This is a genomic window from Cupriavidus taiwanensis LMG 19424 (genome assembly GCF_000069785.1).
Taxonomy (GTDB): Bacteria; Pseudomonadota; Gammaproteobacteria; order Burkholderiales; family Burkholderiaceae; genus Cupriavidus; species Cupriavidus taiwanensis.
In genome coordinates this window covers 1,112,474-1,129,693 of sequence record NC_010528.1, presented here as the reverse complement: position 1 = coordinate 1,129,693, position 17,220 = coordinate 1,112,474, and the positions used below count along the sequence as shown (strand labels likewise).

General features: G+C 66.9%; 18 protein-coding genes. 11 read left to right on the top strand and 7 right to left on the bottom strand.

What is annotated here, in order from left to right; genetic code table 11:
* Positions 1–75 precede the first annotated feature (75 nt).
* Complete coding sequence (locus RALTA_RS05260; RefSeq protein ID WP_012352397.1) at positions 76–1,131, bottom strand: class I SAM-dependent methyltransferase; 1,056 nt, start codon at positions 1,129–1,131, stop codon at positions 76–78.
* 186 nt (positions 1,132–1,317) lie between these two features.
* Between RALTA_RS05260 and RALTA_RS30235 the strand changes: the two genes are divergently transcribed.
* On the top strand, positions 1,318–1,479 hold the full coding sequence (locus tag RALTA_RS30235; RefSeq protein ID WP_157877122.1) for a hypothetical protein: 162 nt from the start codon (positions 1,318–1,320) through the stop codon (positions 1,477–1,479).
* Between the two features lie 165 nt (positions 1,480–1,644).
* Positions 1,645–2,724 (top strand): 3-deoxy-7-phosphoheptulonate synthase AroG, encoded by a 1,080-nt coding sequence (gene aroG, locus RALTA_RS05255; RefSeq protein WP_012352396.1) that lies wholly within the window; start codon positions 1,645–1,647, stop codon positions 2,722–2,724.
* A gap of 126 nt (positions 2,725–2,850) precedes the next feature.
* On the opposite strand, the gene RALTA_RS05250 is transcribed toward aroG, so the two are convergent.
* A complete protein-coding gene (locus RALTA_RS05250; RefSeq protein WP_012352395.1) occupies positions 2,851–3,249 on the bottom strand; it encodes a c-type cytochrome in 399 nt (132 codons plus the stop codon).
* 10 nt (positions 3,250–3,259) lie between these two features.
* Positions 3,260–3,607, bottom strand: coding sequence for a c-type cytochrome (locus RALTA_RS05245; RefSeq protein ID WP_012352394.1), 348 nt, complete (start codon positions 3,605–3,607; stop codon positions 3,260–3,262).
* A gap of 539 nt (positions 3,608–4,146) precedes the next feature.
* Between RALTA_RS05245 and RALTA_RS05240 the strand changes: the two genes are divergently transcribed.
* Genes RALTA_RS05240 through RALTA_RS05230 form a run of 3 tightly spaced genes read left to right on the top strand, consistent with a single transcriptional unit; the run spans position 4,147 to position 6,859 of the window.
* Positions 4,147–5,034 carry an AAA family ATPase gene (locus RALTA_RS05240; RefSeq protein WP_012352393.1) on the top strand — a complete coding sequence of 296 codons (888 nt, stop codon included), beginning with the start codon at positions 4,147–4,149 and terminating at the stop codon, positions 5,032–5,034.
* Positions 5,035–5,051: 17 nt separating this feature from the next.
* A complete protein-coding gene (locus RALTA_RS05235; protein ID WP_012352392.1) occupies positions 5,052–5,654 on the top strand; it encodes a GNAT family N-acetyltransferase in 603 nt (200 codons plus the stop codon).
* Positions 5,655–5,683: 29 nt separating this feature from the next.
* Positions 5,684–6,859: a vWA domain-containing protein gene (locus RALTA_RS05230; RefSeq protein WP_012352391.1), complete on the top strand. Its 1,176-nt coding sequence runs from the start codon at positions 5,684–5,686 to the stop codon at positions 6,857–6,859.
* A gap of 2 nt (positions 6,860–6,861) precedes the next feature.
* Here RALTA_RS05230 and RALTA_RS05225 read toward each other — a convergent pair whose 3' ends face one another.
* A complete protein-coding gene (locus tag RALTA_RS05225) occupies positions 6,862–7,785 on the bottom strand; it encodes a LysR substrate-binding domain-containing protein (protein WP_012352390.1) in 924 nt (307 codons plus the stop codon).
* Positions 7,786–7,915: 130 nt separating this feature from the next.
* Between RALTA_RS05225 and RALTA_RS05220 the strand changes: the two genes are divergently transcribed.
* From RALTA_RS05220 to RALTA_RS05210, 3 genes are all read left to right on the top strand, one after another.
* Entirely contained in the window at positions 7,916–8,902 is a 987-nt protein-coding gene (locus RALTA_RS05220; protein WP_012352389.1) for a tripartite tricarboxylate transporter substrate binding protein BugE, read from the top strand.
* Between the two features lie 14 nt (positions 8,903–8,916).
* On the top strand, positions 8,917–9,804 hold the full coding sequence (locus tag RALTA_RS05215) for an N-formylglutamate amidohydrolase (protein WP_012352388.1): 888 nt from the start codon (positions 8,917–8,919) through the stop codon (positions 9,802–9,804).
* A gap of 245 nt (positions 9,805–10,049) precedes the next feature.
* Positions 10,050–10,847, top strand: a complete 798-nt coding sequence (locus RALTA_RS05210; protein WP_157877121.1) for a BspC domain-containing protein — start codon at positions 10,050–10,052, stop codon at positions 10,845–10,847.
* A 92-nt stretch (positions 10,848–10,939) separates the two neighbouring features.
* Here RALTA_RS05210 and RALTA_RS05205 read toward each other — a convergent pair whose 3' ends face one another.
* Both RALTA_RS05205 and yaaA read right to left on the bottom strand, forming a co-directional pair.
* On the bottom strand, positions 10,940–12,073 hold the full coding sequence (locus tag RALTA_RS05205; RefSeq protein ID WP_012352386.1) for a M14 family metallopeptidase: 1,134 nt from the start codon (positions 12,071–12,073) through the stop codon (positions 10,940–10,942).
* Positions 12,074–12,111: 38 nt separating this feature from the next.
* Positions 12,112–12,897: a peroxide stress protein YaaA gene (yaaA, locus tag RALTA_RS05200; RefSeq protein WP_041232307.1), complete on the bottom strand. Its 786-nt coding sequence runs from the start codon at positions 12,895–12,897 to the stop codon at positions 12,112–12,114.
* Positions 12,898–12,946: 49 nt separating this feature from the next.
* Here yaaA and RALTA_RS05195 point away from each other — a divergent pair, with 49 nt between their 5' ends.
* Positions 12,947–13,489, top strand: coding sequence for a PIN domain-containing protein (locus tag RALTA_RS05195; protein WP_012352384.1), 543 nt, complete (start codon positions 12,947–12,949; stop codon positions 13,487–13,489).
* A gap of 93 nt (positions 13,490–13,582) precedes the next feature.
* The gene (locus RALTA_RS05190; RefSeq protein ID WP_012352383.1) at positions 13,583–14,755 is read left to right on the top strand and encodes a pyridoxal phosphate-dependent aminotransferase; all 1,173 of its coding nucleotides are present in this window, start codon (positions 13,583–13,585) and stop codon (positions 14,753–14,755) included.
* Between the two features lie 78 nt (positions 14,756–14,833).
* Here the strand turns inward: RALTA_RS05190 and RALTA_RS05185 are convergent, their stop codons facing one another.
* Entirely contained in the window at positions 14,834–15,475 is a 642-nt protein-coding gene (locus RALTA_RS05185) for a glutathione S-transferase (protein ID WP_012352382.1), read from the bottom strand.
* Positions 15,476–15,662: 187 nt separating this feature from the next.
* On the opposite strand from RALTA_RS05185, the gene RALTA_RS05180 reads away from it, so the two are divergent.
* A complete protein-coding gene (locus tag RALTA_RS05180) occupies positions 15,663–17,186 on the top strand; it encodes a 3-hydroxyacyl-CoA dehydrogenase (RefSeq protein WP_041232099.1) in 1,524 nt (507 codons plus the stop codon).
* The last annotated feature ends 34 nt before the right edge of the window (positions 17,187–17,220 follow it).

Genomic DNA, 17,220 nt, shown 5'->3' with positions numbered 1-17,220 from the left:
CTGACAGGGGGTTTGCTCCCCTCTCCAGCGTGCGGGAGAGGGAGCACGCAATCAGCATCCCGGACGGCCACACCCTTACGGCCGCACTTCATACACCAGATTGAACGGCGTCTGCGCCGCGCGGCGGAAGCTGCGGAAGCCTGCCTGCTCCGCCACCGCACGCATGCGCGCCTCGCCCGCCTGTGCGCCCAGGCACAGGCCGACTTCCTGCGAGCGCGATGCCGGCGTGCAGATGAAGGTCGACGCGGAGTAGAACACCCGGCCTACCGGATTCAGGTTCTGCTCCAGCGCATCGTTGGCAAAGGGCTCGACGATCATCCAGGCGCCGTCGGCGCGCAGGGTCTCTCGCACATGGCGCGCCGCGCCCACGGGATCGCCCATGTCGTGCAGGCAGTCGAACACCGCCACCAGGTCATAGTCCTTGCCGCCATAGTCCTTGGCGCTGGCCACCTCGAAGCGCACGCGCTCGGCCACGCCGGCGCGGCGCGCGGCCTCGGCCGCATGGCGCACCGAGGGCTCATGGTAGTCGAAGCCGACGAAGCGCGACGCGGGAAACGCCTGCGCCATGATGATGGTCGAGGCGCCATGGCCGCAGCCTACGTCCGCCACCATGGCCCCCGCCTCCAGCCGCGCCGCCATGCCTGCCAGCGCCGGAATCCATTCCGACACAAGGTGCGCCGCATAGCCGGGCCGGAAGAAGCGTTCGGTGCCGTGGAACAGCGCGGGATCGTGCTCGTGCCAGCCCAGGCCGCGGCCATTGCGGAAGATATCGATCATTTTGGGAATCGCGCGGAACTGCGCCACGGCGATCTGGAACGCGCCCGGGATAAAGGCCGGGCTGCCTTCCTGTGCCAGCGCAAAGGCCTGTTCTTCGTTCAGGCTGAACTGCGCCGAACTAGCGTCATAGTCGACGTAGCCGCTGGCCGCCTGCGCCGACAGCCATTCGCGCAGGTAGCGCTCGTCGGTATGGGTCTTGGCCGCCAGCATGGCGACAGTCATCGGCTTTTCCGCCAGCGCCTTGTACAGGCCCAGTTCATCGCCGACGACCACGGTCGCGGCATGCATCACCGCGCCGATATCGCCGACGAATTTTTCCATGAAGGCATTCAGCCTCGCTTCATCGACGCTCATGATGCACCTCCCCGTGCGCACTGCTCCCCGCTTTCAATATAGCCCCGGGCTATAACAGGAAAAGCCTGAATGCGGCCCGCAGGACCCGGCCGGCAAGGCGGCGCCGGACGGTTAGCCGCGTTGGTGCGCCAGCGCACGGCATGACTGCGTCGACACTTGCCAACCCCGGCAAAAGGCGCTATAAAGATGCTTCGTCGCGCGGCCAGCAGCCAATGCGCAACGAAAATTATCGAAGCGGCGCGCAATTTCCTGCCTTTCTGCCACGCAGTGCAGCATAAATCCAGCGCCCGCGAAGAAAATCGTTTCAAGCTGACCCAAGCCAACGCCTTTTTCCGCCATGTCCGCTAAGTTTTACTTTTACTTTTTTGGCGATCTCACACCGCTGGCGGATAGGGAGGGATGGCTGTAAGCAGCGCCCCGAATACAAAAAAGACCGCCAGCGACCCTGGCGGTTTTTTTATACCCGTTTGTTTTCCCACACTCTCACGACCTCACAAGAATCCTGGAGCCATCATGCTGAAGAACACCGACGACCTGCGCATCCGTGAACTCAAGGAGCTGCTGCCGCCCGCGCACCTGATCCGCGAGTTTGGCTGCTCCGAACAGGCTTCGGACGTGATCTACGGCGCGCGCCAGGCCATGCACCGCATCCTGCACGGCATGGATGACCGTCTGATCGTCATCATCGGACCCTGCTCGATCCACGATACCCGCGCCGCGCTGGAATACGCCAAGCTGCTCAAGGTCCAGCGCGAGCGCTTCGCCGGCGAGCTGGAGGTGGTGATGCGGGTGTACTTCGAGAAGCCGCGCACCACCGTGGGCTGGAAGGGCCTGATCAACGACCCGCACATGGACGGCAGCTTCAAGATCAATGACGGCCTGCGCACCGCGCGCGAGCTGCTGCTGACCATCAGCGAAATGGGCGTGCCGACCGGCACCGAGTACCTCGACATGATCAGCCCGCAATACATCGCCGACCTGGTCAGCTGGGGCGCGATCGGCGCGCGCACCACCGAGTCGCAGGTGCACCGCGAGCTGGCATCGGGACTGTCGTGCCCGGTCGGGTTCAAGAACGGCACCGACGGCAACGTCAAGATCGCGGTCGACGCGATCAAGGCCGCGTCGCAGCCGCACCATTTCCTGTCGGTGACCAAGGGCGGGCATTCGGCGATCGTGTCGACCTCGGGCAACGAGGACTGCCACGTGATCCTGCGCGGCGGCAAGGCGCCCAACTACGACGCCGCCAGCGTGCAGGAAGCGTGCGACGCCATCGCCAAGGCCGGCCTGGCCTCGCGCCTGATGATCGACGCCTCGCATGCCAACAGCAGCAAGAAGCATGAGAACCAGATCCCGGTGTGCGCCGACATCGGCCGCCAGATTGCCGCCGGCGACCAGCGCATCATCGGCGTGATGGTCGAATCGCACCTGGTGGCCGGGCGCCAGGACCACGTGCAGGGCCAGCCGGTCGACGAGCTGACCTATGGCCAGTCCGTCACCGATGCGTGCATCGGCTGGGACGACTCGGTCAAGGTGCTCGAGGGCCTGGCCGAGTCGGTGCGCCAGCGCCGACTCGTGTCGGGCAGCGGCAACTGAAGCAACACTGAAGGGTCGACGGCGTTGGCGCACCGGCTGCGGCCGGCCTGAGCCCCGCCGCGGACGAAAAAAAGCCGCTTCCAGCGAAGCGGCTTTTTGCGTGCAGGCGGCGGGCGCCGCCGGCCATTACTTCTTCAGCACCAGGTCGCCCGGCAGCGACTCGATGTAGGCGGCCATGTCCTTCAGTTCCTTGCGCGTGAACGGGCGCGGCTTGCCATCCTTGTCGGTGACCGCCGGATTGGCGTTGACCTGGCCGGCCATGATCGCGTTGGAACGGCCCACCAGCGCATTGCCCGACACCTGGTAGGACATCAGCGCGTGGTACAGGTAGTCGGCATGCTGGCCGGCCAGCTTGGGGTAGTCGGGCGAGATCGGCTTGTTCATGCCGGCGCCATGGCAGGCCACGCAGTTGCCCTTTTCCACCAGCGTCTTGCCGTTGGCAAGGTCGGCGGCCGAGGCCGGCATGGCGGCAGCACCCAGCACGAGTGCGCCGAGCGCGAACGAAAGCGTCTTGAGCGTCTTCATGTGGGGTCTCTTACTTGAGGGAATTGTTCTGCGTGCCGGCGTTCTGCTGCGAGTAGTAGGCCGCCACGTTGGCGATGTCCTGCTCGGTCAGCGTCGCGGCGATGCTGCGCATGGTGGGGTGCTTGCGCTCGCCCTTCTGGTAGGCCTTCAGCGCGTTCTCGATGTACTTGGCGCTCTGGCCGCCCAGCAGCGGCACTTCATAGATCTCGGGGAAGGACGCACGGTAGCCCGGAATGCCATGGCATCCGATGCACATTGCAACCTTGTCCTTGGCAGCGTCTCCATTGCCCTTGACTTCCTGTGCCTGCACGGCCGTTGCAGCCGCGCCCAGCACCACCATCGTGAGGAGCTTTTTCATTGTCTTTGCGGATTGGAAGTTAAACCGTGTGACCTGCCCTGCCGGGCGGAGACGGTTTCAGAATGCTTCTGCGGAGCAACCGGGCAGCCAGTTGGTTGGCCGGGGTGCAACCCGCCAGAGATGTCGCATCCGGTCGGTTTGCCGGGGAGTGGAACACCATTCTGGAACCACCTCGCGCAATCGCCGCGACCCGGAAGGGCCGCAGGGACTTCTGAACGCGGACTGCCGGATACTGGAGAACTGGACGTGGGGGCGCGTCAAACCGCCGCATTGTACCGCAGCCGGCACCTGCCAGTCCAGCCAGCGGTCGGCGCCGGCGGAACCCTGTCAGCGGGCCCCAACACGAACCGCAAAGGTCTTTTATACTGGCCCATTCCGGGAATCCGCACGACCGTTCGCGTACGCTGCGCCAGCGGCAAGCGGGCGCCCGTCACGGACCCTGTTTCCATAACGAAAGCGCGCGTCACAGCGCGAAGAGACCGCGCCCAGCACGCCAACCCGGCCCTCGTCCGCGAGCGGCCGCCACCTCAGGTTGCCTCATGTCAAACACCGCCAACGCTTCCGCCCAAGCCTCCTCCCAGCCGGTCCGCTTCGAAGGCAGCGACCAGTATGTTGCCACCGACGACCTCAAGCTGGCCGTCAATGCCGCGCGCACGCTGCAGCGCCCCCTGCTGATCAAGGGTGAGCCCGGCACCGGCAAGACCATGCTGGCCGAGGAAGTCGCCGCCGCGCTGGGCATGCCGCTGCTGCAATGGCATATCAAGTCGACCACCAAGGCACAGCAGGGCCTGTACGAATACGACGCCGTGTCGCGCCTGCGCGATTCGCAGCTGGGCGACGACCGCGTCCACGACATCCGCAACTACATCGTCAAGGGCGTGCTGTGGCAGGCCTTCGAGGCCGACCAGCAGGTGGTGCTGCTGATCGACGAGATCGACAAGGCCGACATCGAATTCCCCAACGACCTGCTGCGCGAACTCGACCGCATGGAGTTCTATGTCTACGAGACCCGCGAGCTGGTCAAGGCGAAGCACCGGCCGCTGGTGATCATCACCTCGAACAACGAGAAGGAGTTGCCCGACGCCTTCCTGCGCCGCTGCTTCTTCCACTACATCAAGTTCCCCGATGCCGAGACGATGCAGCAGATCGTCGACGTGCACTACCCCGGCATCAAGCGCGAGCTGGTTGCCGCCGCGCTGGAATCGTTCTACGAGATGCGCAACCTGCCGGGCCTGAAGAAGAAGCCGTCGACGTCCGAGCTGATCGACTGGCTCAAGCTGCTGATGGCCGAGGACATCCCGCCCGAGGCGCTGAAGAGCCCGGACAAGAAGGCCGCGATCCCGCCGCTGCATGGCGCGCTGCTGAAGAACGAGCAGGACGTGCACCTGTTCGAGCGCCTGGTGTTCATGAACCGCGCCAACCGCTGAGCGCGCGGCCAAGCCCGATGACCGACACGACACCTTTTGCCAAACCCGTGATCCTGGCGGGCCGGCATGCCACGCTGGAACCGCTGCGGCCCGAGCACGCCGACGGCCTGCGCGCCGCCTGTGCCGACGGCGAACTGTGGAAGCTCTGGTACACCAGCGTGCCGGCGCCCGAGCGCATGGAGGCCGAGATCGCGCGGCGCCTGGACCTGCAGCAGCGTGGCTCGATGCTGCCGTTCGCGGTGCGCGACGCAGCCGGCGAGCTGGCGGGCATGACCACCTACATGAACATCGACGCGGCCAACCGGCGCGTGGAGATCGGCTCGACCTGGTATGCGCGCCGGGTCCAGCGCACGCCGCTGAACACCGAGTGCAAGCTGATGCTGCTGGGCCATGCCTTCGACCATCTCGACTGCATCGCGGTGGAATTCCGCACGCACTGGATGAACCAGCAGAGCCGCGCCGCGATCGCCCGCCTGGGCGCCCGGCAGGACGGCGTGCTGCGCAACCACATGCGCATGCCGGACGGCACGCTGCGCGACACCGTGGTGTTCTCGATCATCGCCAGCGAATGGCCGGCGGTGCGGCAACACCTGCAATTCCAGCTCGAGCGGCCGCGCTGATGCGCCGCGCCGACTGAAAGCGAGGCACCATGCTGATCGATTTCTTCTTCTCGCTGCGCCACGCCAAGCTGCCGGTTTCGGTCAAGGAATACCTGACCATGCTGGAAGCGCTCAAGGCGCAGGTCATCACGCCTTCCATCGACGAGTTCTACTACCTGTCGCGGATGACGCTGGTGAAGGACGAGAAGCACTTCGACAAGTTCGACCAGGCCTTCGCCGCCTATTTCAAGGGCGTGGACAGTCTGGTCGACTGGAAGTCCGACATCCCGCTCGACTGGCTGCAGAAGACGCTGGAGCGCGAACTGTCGCCCGAGGAAAAGGCCAAGATCGAGGCCATGGGCGGCCTCGACAAGCTGATGGAGCGCCTCAAGCAGCTGCTCGAGGAGCAGAAGGAAAAGCACGAAGGCGGCAACAAGTGGATTGGCACCGGCGGCACCTCGCCGTTCGGCCACGGCGGCTACAACCCCCAGGGCATCCGCATCGGCGGCCCGTCCAAGGGCAACCGCACCGCGATCAAGGTGTGGGAGGCGCGCACCTACAAGGACTATGACGACCAGGTCGAACTGGGCACGCGCAACATCAAGGTCGCGCTGCGCCGGCTGCGCCGCTTCGCCCGCGAAGGCGCCGACACCGAGCTGGACCTCGACGACACCATCCATTCCACCGCGGCCAACGCCGGCCTGCTCGACATCAAGCTGCGGCCCGAGCGCCACAACAAGGTCAAGGTGCTGATGCTGATGGACGTAGGCGGCTCGATGGACGACCACATCAAGCGCGTCGAGGAACTGTTCTCGGCCACCAAGACCGAGTTCAAGCACCTGGAGTACTACTACTTCCACAACTGCCTGTACGACTACGTGTGGAAGAACAACCGCCGCCGCCACGCCGAAAAGCTGGCGACCTGGGACCTGCTGCACAAGTACACGCCCGACTACAAGATCATCTTCGTCGGCGACGCCACCATGAGCCCGTACGAGATCCTGCAGCCCGGCGGCTCGGTCGAGTACAACAACGCCGAGGCCGGCGCGGTGTGGCTGAACCGCATGACCGAGCAGTTCCCGCACTTCGTCTGGCTCAATCCCGAACCGGAAGGGCTGTGGCAGTACCGGCAGTCGATCACGGTGATCAACCAGCTGATGAAGGGACGGATGTTCCCGGTCACGCTGGCGGGGCTGGAGCAGGCGATGAAGGTGTTGTCGAAGTAAGCCTAGGGGCGCGAAACGGGCGCCGGCCGCGCCAGGTCCGCCCCCTCCATCACCCACGCCCTGAACGTGCGCAGCGCCGGCAGGTGCTGCTTCTGCTCCGGATAGCACAGGTAATAGCCCTTCTTCGCCAGCACCTGCGCGGGGTGCGCCACCACCAGCGCGCCGGTGGCCAGCTCTTCTTCGATCAGGCAGCGCGGAATCAGGGCGATGCCCAGACCGGACAGCGCCGCCTGCGTCAGCAGCGAAAACTGGTCGAAGCGCGCGCCGCTCCAGGCGTCGCGCGTGGGCAATCCCAGCGTGGCGAACCAGTCGGGCCAGGCCTCGGGCACGGTGGTGTGGTGCAGCAGCGGATAGCGCAGCAACGCCGCCGGCGTCGGCGCGACGCCATCGGGCTCGGACGCCAGCAGCCCTGGCCGGCATACCGGCAGGACTTCGCGGCCGGTCATGTAGTCGGCCAGGCTGCCGGGCCAGACGCCGTCGCCGAAGCGGATCGCGGCATCGAGGTCCGGTTCGGAGAAATCGTAGCCCTGCGCATGCGGCACGAACTCCAGCGTCACCTCCGGATGCCGCGCGAAGAACTGCGGCAGGCGCGGGATCAGCCACTTGGCGCCCAGCGTCGGCATGCTGGCGATATGCAGCACGCCGCCCCGTCCCTGCCCCGCCATCAACTCCACCGTCGCCGCCTCCAGCTCGTTCAGGCTGGGCGCGATGCGCTCCAGGTAGCGCTCGCCCGCGGGCGTCAGCACCAGCCGCTGGCGCACCCGCTGGAACAACTCGACCCCGAGGTAGGCCTCGAGGCTGCGTACCTGCTTGCTGACCGCGCCTTGCGTGACATGCAGCTCACGGGCGGCTACGGTAAAGCTGTTATGGCGCGCTGCCGCTTCGAAGGCGTGCAACTCGGTCAGCGACGGACATAGGCGTCGCATAAATCACCTCTACTTCACGACCAAATGGAATGAGCTAGGGATTTTATTTCGTTTGCGGGGGTTCCGCTTGCACGAGCAGAATCGTGAAAACGCCTTTGTCTCTTCCTTGATACCTTTCGCCACAAAGATCATGCAACGTCGCCACCTTCTCCGCGCCCTGGCCGCCGCCTCGGCCGTCCTCGCCACCGGCCTGTCGTTCAGCGCCGCCGCCCAGTCCGGCTACCCGACCAAGCCGATCACGCTGGTGGTCCCCTTCCCGGCCGGCGGCACCACCGACATCGTCGCGCGCATCGTCGCCGACAAGCTCGGCCAGCAACTGGGCCAGGCCGTGGTGGTCGACAACCGCGGCGGCGCCGGCGGCAGCATCGGCACCACCTTCCTGTCCAAGGCCGCGCCGGACGGCTACACGCTGGGCATCGCCACGGCGTCGACCCACGGCATCAACCCGGCGGTCTACCCGCGCCTGTCCTACGATGCCACCAAGGACTTCACCCCCATCACCAACCTGGCCTCGGTGCCGAACGTGATGAGCATCCACCCGTCGGTCAAGGCCACCGACATGAAGGCCTTCATCGCGCTGGCGCAGGCGCAGCCCGGCAAGCTGGCCTATGGCTCGGCCGGCAACGGCAGCGTCTCGCACATGATGGGAGAACTGTTCAAGATGAGCAGCAAGACCGAACTGCTGCACGTGCCGTACAAGGGCGTGGGCCCGGCGCTGAACGACGCGCTGGCCGGCCAGGTGCAGGTGCTGTTCGACAACCTGCCGTCGTCGCTGCCGTTCATCGAGGGCGGCAAGCTGCGCGCGCTCGCGGTGGCCGCGCCCAAGCGCGTGGCGGCGCTGCCCAATGTGCCGACCTTCGCCGAACTCGGCCTGGGCGAAGTCAACGATGCCGCCTGGTTCGGCCTGATCGCCCCGGCCAACCTGCCGGTCGACCTGCAGAACAAGCTGCATGCCGCCGCGGTCAAGGTGCTGGCACTGCCGGAAGTCAAGGCCAAGCTGGAGAAGCTCGGCGCCACCCCGGTGGGCGACACGCCGGCGCACTTTGCCGCGCAGATCAAGAGCGAAGTGGCCAAGAACAAGCGCGTCGCCGCCGCCGCCAGGATCTCGCTCGACTGAACGCACCGCATACCATGACCGACACCGACCGAACCATCGCGGACAGTCCGTTCTGCCTGTACCAGCCCGAGGGCGAGCCTGCGGCGCTGTTCCTGGACTCGCCGCACAGCGCGACCACGTACCCGACGGACTTCCGCCCCGATCCCGCGCTGCCGCTGCCGCTGCTGCGCCAGGCCGAGGACACCTTTGTCGACGAGCTCTACGCCGGCGCCCCGGCGCGCGGCATCCCGCTGCTGTGCGCGGGCTTTCCGCGCAGCTACCTGGATGCCAACCGCGCGCTCGAAGAAATCGACGAGGCCCTGCTCGACGCGCCGTGGCCTGGCGCCAAACAGGAAACTTCCAAGACCCGGCTGGGCAAGGGCCTGGTCTGGCGCGTGCTGGACACCGGCGAAGCCATCTACGACCGCAAGCTGAGCGTGGCCGAGGTGCAGGCCCGCATCGAGCGCTGCTACCTGCCCTATTACGCGCAGTTGCAGAAGCTGGCCGAGCGCGCCGTCGCCAGCCATGGCAGCGCCTGGCATATCAACTGCCATTCGATGCCGAGCCACGCCGCGCCGTTCGCGACCGAATTCCCCGGGCTGGAGCATCCGGATTTCGTCGTCGGCGACCGCGACGGCACCACCTGCGACAAGCGCTTTACCGACCGGGTCGAGGGGCTGCTCAAGGAGATGGGCTACGAGGTGTGGCGCAACCACCCGTACAAGGGCGTCGAGATCGTGCGCGTGGTCGGGCAGCCGCAGGCCGGCCGCCACAGCCTGCAGCTCGAGGTCAACCGCAAGCTCTACATGGACGAAGCCGGCCTGACCCATACTGCCGGCTTTGCCAGGCTGCGGCACGACCTGAACAGCCTGCTCGACGAACTGCTGCGCTTTACGCGCGCGATGCCGTCGCGCGTGGCCTGACACCGGTCAGGACCCCGGGCACGGCTGGCGGCCGGGCCCGGCACAGCGCAGGCCTGCCTGCGCCGGGATCACTTCGCGCGGGCGGCGGCGTGTTGGCCGTGCTTTAGAAGAATGGGTAACAAGATTTAGGAACTTTGGCAGATGGGTTTCCTCTATCATGGCAATCCTTTGCGAACCCATCCTGGCTGCCGGCCCATGGCGCCGGCAGGCAATCCAGGCAAGCACACGCTCACAACGCTAACACCGTGATCCGACGAATCTCCGCAATGCTCGGCAGCCGGCTGCGCATGGTGGCTGCCGCCGTAGCCGGTGCGATCGCGCTGGCAGGCTGCGCCAACCTGCCGGACGATGCCGCCGGCACCGCCGCCGCCCCGGCACCGGCCCCCGCATCCGCCGCCATCGCCGCGGCACCGGCCCGCCCCGCCGCCGCTACCGCCCCGGCAATCTCCGCCCAGCCCCCCATCAAGACCATCAACCTGCCCGACCGCGGCCGCGTCAGTCTGTCCGAGTACCGCGCGCGCATGCGCGAACAGCTGATGAAGACCGAGAACGCTACCAGCGACGTGGCCGACTGCGCCGCCCATGCCAGCTGGGTGGTGCCGCGCTCGGCCACCTACGATGCGCTGAAGATTCCCACCGGCGCGCTCGCCGCGGGACAGGCCACCACCGAGCCCTGGAGCGGGCGCTTCTCGCCGGGCAAGCAGGCCGTGCCGGTCAGTTCGGTGGTCACCTTCGCCGCCACCGCGCACAAGCGCAAGGGCAGCGACGACTGGCAGCCGGTGAAGGTGCGCTGCGGCTATGACGACGGCATGATGCTGGCCTATGAACTGCTGGACAGCAGCGGCGCCACCATCAGCGAGCCCGCCGCGGCGCCGGCGGTGCCTACCGCCACGCGCACGTCGGCCAGCAAGAGCCGCAAAGGGGCCAAGGGCAAGAGCACGGCGTCGAAGTCCGGCAAGGCGTCGGCATCGAAGTCCGTGAAGTCGAGCTCCGCCAAGTCGACGTCGGCCAAGGCGAGCAGCAAGAGCAAGAAAAAGCAGTAGACGCAGCAACGCAGCGCACGCCCATGCGGGCGCTGGTTGTCGCCCCTATCCCATAAATGGGAGAGGGGAGAAGACCGTCAGCAAGCCAACGCTCAGCCCAGAAAATCCAGGATCGCCTGCAGCATCGCCGTTCCCAGCAGCGCGCTGCGCGCCCCGTTCCAGCCCACCGCGGGATCGGGCATATCAGCGTTGTCCTTGAACGGCATCTCCAGCGTCAGCGCCAGGCAGCCGAAGGTGTGGCCGATGTATTTGGACGCCAGCTTGAGCGCATCGGCGTTGTACTTGCTGGCGGCGTAGCCATGCACGTCCTGGAAGTCAGGCGAGGCCCGCTTGAAGGCCTCGATAAAGCGCTGCTGCTCGCGCCGGCGTGCTTCGGTAAAACCCGGCAGCATCTCGCTGCCGGCGACGAAGTTGTACGGCAGGCCCTCGTCGCCGTGGATATCGAAGAACATGTCGCAGCCGGTGGCTTCGATCGCGCGGCGCACGTGATAGACCTCGGGGCTGGTATCGGCACTCGGCGCCATCCACTCGCGGTTCAGGTTGGCGCCCGCGGCGTTGGTGCGCAGGTTGCCGCGCGCCGAGCCGTCGGGGTTCATGTTCGGCACGATATGGAACACCGCGCGCTCGAGCAGCTTGCGCGCGACCGGGTCGCCGGCCCACATGCCGGTGCCGGTCAGCCGCTGCAGCACGCCTTCGACAAACCACTCGGCCATGCTCTCGCCCGGGTGCTGGCGCGCGATCATCCAGATGTTGGACTTGCCCGGACCCGGCTGGCCGACAGTGACGCGCGTCATGTCGCGTCCGTCCACGGTGCTGCCCAGGTGCGACAGCCGCGCCAGCGGCGAACGCTGGCAGCTTGCCAGCAGCGACAGGTGGCGCTCGTCCGGATACGGCTCGAAATACGCGAACCAGATGCTGTCGTGCTCGGGCGTGACCTCGACGGTCATCACCTGGCCGTCGAAACGCGTCGGCACGCGGAACCAGTTGGCGCGGTCGTACGACGCCACCGCGCGGTAGTCGCGCCAGCCGTCCGGATAGGTGCAATCGCCCGCGTTCAGGAAGTGCAGGCGGCAGGCCTGCCCGGCCGCGCCCTGCAGCCGGAAATGGAACCACTGGCGGAAGTCGGCGTGCGAATCGGCACGGATGCGCAGGCGGATATCGTCGGCGCGGTCAAGCGCCTCGACCTCGATGGCGCCGGAATCGAAATGCGAAGAGATATGCAGCATGGCTGGCGGGCTCGTGGCGATGGTTGCGGGACGCGTGGTCAGTCTTCCAGGCGGCGGCGGAATACCCAGCGGATCGCGTCCGAGGCCGCCTTGTCGAAGGCATAGCCGTCCTCGGCGAAGCGCTTGAGCTTCTCTGGGTCGGTCACGCGGTGCGTCACCGCGTAGCGCGCCATGGTGCCGCGCGCGCGCTTGGCATGGAACGAAATGATCTTGTAGCGGCCGCCCTTCCAGTCCTCGAACACCGGCGTGACGATGCGCGCCTGCAGCACCTTGGGCCGCACCACCTTGAAATATTCTTCCGAAGCCAGGTTGACCAGCACCGGCGCGCCTTCCTGCTTGAGCGCGGCCATGTCGGCGTTGAGCATCTGCGTGACGTCGTCGCCCCAGAACGCGTACAGGTCCTTGCCGGCGGCGTTGTCCAGGCGCGTGCCCATTTCGAGCCGGTAGGGCTGCATCCAGTCCAGCGGGCGCAGCACCCCGTACAGGCCGGACAGGATGCGCAGGTGCTTTTGCGCAAAGCCGAGGTCGTCGGCCGACAGCGATTTCGCGTCGAGACCGTCGTAGACATCGCCGTTGAAGGCCAGCACCGCCTGCTTGCTGTTGGCCGCGGTGAACGTCGGCGACCAGTCGGCGTAGCGCGTCACGTTGAGCACTGCCAGCTTGTCCGAGATGTCCATTAGCGCGCCCACGTCCTGCGGCGCCAGCCGGCGCAGGCGCTCGATCAGCGCGGCGGAACGGTCGATGAAGCGCGGCAGCGTGTGAGTCTTGATGCGGGCGGGAGTCTCGTAGTCCAGCGACTTGGCGGGAGACAAAACGATGAGCATGGCAAAATCGCGGCAGTAGCCAAGGACAAACAAGCCCAGATTGTAGCGAATGCGCCTCGACACCACCGCAACCATCCTGCCCGCCGGCACTGCCGGGGACGCCGGCCGCCCCGCCGGCATCACATCTGCGCCGCGCGTGGTGCTGGACTCCAATATCTGGGTGGACCTGCTGGTCTTCCAGGACCCCCACGTCGAGCCGATCCGCGCCGCGCTGGAGGCCGGCACCATCGCCCCGGTGATCCGCGCCGACTGCCGCGAGGAACTGCGTCGGGTGCTGGCCTATCCGCAATTCGCACGCTTCGACGTCGATATCGGCGCGGCGCTGGCCACCGTCGACCGTCTCGCCACCCTGCAAGCCGCGCCGCTGCAGGCCGACTGCGACGCCATCCGCCTGCCGCGCTGCAAGGACACTGACGACCAGAAGTTCGTCGAACTGGCCCATTTCGCCGGCGCCGCCTGTCTGGTGTCGAAGGACAAGGCCGTGCTCAAGCTGCGCAGCCGCCTGCGCCGCAGCAGCGGCGTGGAAGTGATGACACCGCCGGCATTCGGCGCCTGGCTGGCCGCGCTGGGCCCGGCCGGCGATCCGCTTTAAGGCCGATCCGCTTTAGAATGTGGCGGCTCGCGCCGCCGCCGTGCCGCAGGCGCCCGAGCGCCTCCCGTTTCCATCGCATCGACACCCTGCCCTATGTCCGCAGACACCACGCTTGCTCCACTGACGCCGCCGCCATCGCGCCTGCCCGGCGTCGGCACCACCATCTTCACCGTGATGTCGGCGCTCGCCGCCGAAAAGAACGCGGTCAACCTGGGCCAGGGCTTCCCCGACTTCGAATGCGACCCGGGCATCGTCGATGCCGTGGCCGCTGCCATGCGCGCCGGCCATAACCAGTACCCGCCGATGGCCGGCGTGCCGCGCCTGCGCCAGGCCATCGCCGCCAAGATCGCCAGCCTGTATGGCCACCAGTACAGCTGGGACAGCGAGATCACGGTCACCGCGGGCGCCACCCAGGGCATCCTGACCGCGATCCTGTGCGCGGTGCATCCGGGCGACGAGGTCATCGTGCTGGAGCCGTGCTACGACAGCTACCTGCCGGCGATCGAACTGGCCGGTGCTACCGCGGTGCCGGTCGCGCTGGAAGCGCCCGCGTTCCGCGTGCCGTTCGACAAGCTCGCCGCCGCCATCACGCCGCGCACGCGCATGATCCTCATCAACACGCCGCACAACCCTACCGGCACGATCTGGCGCGCGGGGGACATGGACCAGCTGGCGCAGATCCTGGCGGGCACCGACATCCTGCTGCTGTCGGACGAGGTCTACGAGCATATGGTCTACGACGGCCAGCGCCATGAATCGGTGTCGCGCCACCCCGAGCTGGCGCGCCGCAGCTTCGTCATCTCCAGCTTCGGCAAGACCTACCACGTGACCGGCTGGAAGGTCGGCTACGTGGCCGCGCCCGCCGCGCTGATGGCTGAGTTCCGCAAGGTGCACCAGTTCAACGTGTTCACGGTCAACACGCCGGTGCAGCATGGCCTGGCCGACTATATGGCCGATGCCGCGCCCTACCTGCAGCTGTCGGCGTTCTACCAGGCCAAGCGCGATTTTTTCCGCGCCGGGCTGGCGGCCTCGCGCTTCAAGCTGCTGCCTTCGGACGGCACGTATTTCCAGTGCGTTGATTATTCCGCGATCTCGGACCTGAGCGAGGCCGACTTCGCCATGTGGCTGACGCGCGAGATCGGCGTGGCCGCGATTCCGGTCTCGGCCTTCTACTCGCAGCCGCGTGAATCCGGCGTGGTGCGGTTCTGCTTCGCGAAGAAGGAAGAGACGCTGGCGCTGGCGCTGGAGCGGTTGGGAAAGCTGTAAGCAGAAGCGGAAACGCCCGCAAATTGCGGGCGTATCTCCACCACCGACGGAGGACCGCGCAACGCTGGCCCCCTGAGCTTACTTCCTCCGGCTCATCATCAGCTCCGTATTCGCCTTGCGGTCGGCGTTGACCTTCTGCACCGACTCGCGCTGCGACAGCGTCTTCAGGTAGTCCTTGACCGGCAGCTCCGCCAGCATGTCGGTGCCATAGATGATCTTGGTGCACGACGACACCAGCGGCAGGTGCACCGCCGCGGCGCAATCGGCCAGCGTGAAGCGGTCGCCGGCGATGTACGGCGAGAACTTCGCCAGGCTGGCGAAGGCGGGGATATAGCGGGTCAGCAGCTTGTGCTGGCGCTCCTTGACGCCGTCGCTGACCTTGCCGCCGAAGAAGGCCTCGGGGTACAGCTCGCGCGCGGTCAGCTCCAGGTAGAGTTCCAGGAACACGATGATCTCGCGCACCTTGGCCGCCTGGTACGGGTCCGCCGGCAGCAGCGGCGTCTGCGGGTAGGTCGCTTCCACGTATTCGGCGATGGCTTCGGACTCGCACAGCGGGCCGGATTCGGTGATGATGTAGGGCACCTTGCCTGCGGGCGTGGCCGCCGGGTCGGTCTCGCCGATCCAGGCCAGCACCTCTTCGAACGGCACGTTCTTTTCCAGCAGCGCCAGCTTCACTTTGTTGTAGTAGTTGCTGGCGGCAAATCCGCAGAGCTTCAGCATGTCGTCTGTCTCCGTTATGGGATGGGTTCCCGCATCGAATCGCGTGGAACGGGGGATTGTGGACCATCCGGCGTCTGCAGTGAACCGGCTGGCCGATCAGCGCACGCCGCCTGCCCTGCCGGTCTGTCGCGGAAGGTGCAAAAAACGTACGATCGTGCTAATTTAACCACAACTTTTGGGACGAATGATGAGCACTTTCACCATCGATACGCTGGGTATCGTCGGCACCGGCGCCATGGGTCGGGGCATCGCGCAGATCGCAGCCCAGGCCGGCCTGACCGTCAACCTGTACGACGCCAACCCGCAGGCGGTGGAAGCCGCTCGCAAGTACCTGCAGGACACGCTGGCCAAGCTCGCCGACAAGGGCAAGATCAGCGCCGCCGACGCCGAGGCCACGCTGGCCCGCGTCAGGCCGTGCGGCGCGCTGGAAGACCTGGCCGGCTGCGACATGGTGCTCGAAGCCATCGTCGAGAAGCTCGAAGTCAAGCGCGACCTGATCGCCAGGCTGGAAGCGATCCTGCGCGACGACGCCATCATCGCCTCGAACACCTCGTCGCTGTCGATCACGGCGATCGCCGTGGGTTCGAAGCACCCCGGCCGCATCGCCGGCTACCACTTCTTCAACCCGGTGCCGCTGATGAAGGTGGTCGAGGTCATCGACGGCCTGTCGGGCAACCCGGCGGTGGGCGACGCGCTGATGGCGCTGTCGCGCCGCATGGGCCATACGCCGGTGCGCTGCAAGGACATGCCGGGCTTCATCGTCAACCATGCCGGCCGCGGCATGAATATCGAAGGCCTGAAGGTCGCGCAGGAAGGCGTGGCGGAATTCGCCGACATCGACAACATCATGCGCGAGCAGGCGGGCTTCCGCATGGGCCCGTTCGAACTGATGGACCTGACCGGGCTGGACGTGTCGCACCCGGTGATGGAATCGATCTACAACCAGTTCTACCAGGAGCCGCGCTACCGCCCGTCGCCGATCACCGCGATCCGCGCGGTCGGGGGGCTGATCGGGCGCAAGGCCGGCGCCGGCTTCTACACCTACGCCGATGGCCAGAAGCAAGTGCCGGCCGCCGCCGCTGTGCCGGCCGCGCGCCCGTCGAGCGTGTGGGTCAGCCATGCCAGCGAGCGCGGCCATGCCATGGTGACCAAGCTGCTGGGCGCGCTGGGCGTGACCCCGGAAGGCGGCAACCAGCCCTCGGCCGACGCGCTGATCATCGTCACGCCGCTTGGTCTGGACGCCACCACCAGCGCCCTGCAGCAGGGCCTGGACCCGGCCCGCACCGTCGCCATCGACACGCTGCTGCCGTTCGAGGCCACCAAGCGCCGCACGCTGATGACCACGCCGGCGACCAGCGCTGCCGCGCGCGACGCCGCGCACGGCCTGTTTGCCAGCGACGGCGTGCCGGTCACGGTGATCCGCGACTCGGCCGGCTTCGTTGCCCAGCGCGTGCTCTGCTGCATCATCAACATCGCCAGCGATATCGCGCAGCAGCGCATCGCCACGCCGGGCGACATCGACCTGGCCGTGAACCTCGGCCTGGGCTACCCGAAAGGCCCGCTGGCCCTCGGCGACGCGGTCGGCCCGCAGCTGGTGCTGGAGACGCTGCGCAACATGGAAGCGCTGACCGGCGACATGCGCTACCGCCCGAGCCCGTGGCTGTGGCGCCGTGCCGGCCTGGGCCTGTCGCTGCTGGCCGAAGAGCAGTAACCGGCCAGTCGTCCGTCCCCACACCGAGCCCCCG

Excerpts from the sequence above, each read along its gene's own strand:
- yaaA (WP_041232307.1), bottom strand. The coding sequence starts at position 12,897 with ATGCTCATCGTTTTGTCTCCCGCCAAGTCGCTGGACTACGAGACTCCC.
- RALTA_RS05230 (WP_012352391.1), top strand. The coding sequence starts at position 5,684 with ATGCTGATCGATTTCTTCTTCTCGCTGCGCCACGCCAAGCTGCCGGTT.
- RALTA_RS05250 (WP_012352395.1), bottom strand. The coding sequence starts at position 3,249 with ATGAAGACGCTCAAGACGCTTTCGTTCGCGCTCGGCGCACTCGTGCTG.
- RALTA_RS05245 (WP_012352394.1), bottom strand. The coding sequence starts at position 3,607 with ATGAAAAAGCTCCTCACGATGGTGGTGCTGGGCGCGGCTGCAACGGCC.
- RALTA_RS05260 (WP_012352397.1), bottom strand. The coding sequence starts at position 1,131 with ATGAGCGTCGATGAAGCGAGGCTGAATGCCTTCATGGAAAAATTCGTC.
- RALTA_RS05240 (WP_012352393.1), top strand. The coding sequence starts at position 4,147 with ATGTCAAACACCGCCAACGCTTCCGCCCAAGCCTCCTCCCAGCCGGTC.
- RALTA_RS05185 (WP_012352382.1), bottom strand. The coding sequence starts at position 15,475 with ATGCTGAAGCTCTGCGGATTTGCCGCCAGCAACTACTACAACAAAGTG.
- RALTA_RS05180 (WP_041232099.1), top strand. The coding sequence starts at position 15,663 with ATGAGCACTTTCACCATCGATACGCTGGGTATCGTCGGCACCGGCGCC.
- aroG (WP_012352396.1), top strand. The coding sequence starts at position 1,645 with ATGCTGAAGAACACCGACGACCTGCGCATCCGTGAACTCAAGGAGCTG.
- RALTA_RS05195 (WP_012352384.1), top strand. The coding sequence starts at position 12,947 with ATGCGCCTCGACACCACCGCAACCATCCTGCCCGCCGGCACTGCCGGG.
- RALTA_RS05215 (WP_012352388.1), top strand. The coding sequence starts at position 8,917 with ATGACCGACACCGACCGAACCATCGCGGACAGTCCGTTCTGCCTGTAC.
- RALTA_RS30235 (WP_157877122.1), top strand. The coding sequence starts at position 1,318 with ATGCTTCGTCGCGCGGCCAGCAGCCAATGCGCAACGAAAATTATCGAA.
- RALTA_RS05220 (WP_012352389.1), top strand. The coding sequence starts at position 7,916 with ATGCAACGTCGCCACCTTCTCCGCGCCCTGGCCGCCGCCTCGGCCGTC.
- RALTA_RS05190 (WP_012352383.1), top strand. The coding sequence starts at position 13,583 with ATGTCCGCAGACACCACGCTTGCTCCACTGACGCCGCCGCCATCGCGC.
- RALTA_RS05205 (WP_012352386.1), bottom strand. The coding sequence starts at position 12,073 with ATGCTGCATATCTCTTCGCATTTCGATTCCGGCGCCATCGAGGTCGAG.
- RALTA_RS05235 (WP_012352392.1), top strand. The coding sequence starts at position 5,052 with ATGACCGACACGACACCTTTTGCCAAACCCGTGATCCTGGCGGGCCGG.
- RALTA_RS05225 (WP_012352390.1), bottom strand. The coding sequence starts at position 7,785 with ATGCGACGCCTATGTCCGTCGCTGACCGAGTTGCACGCCTTCGAAGCG.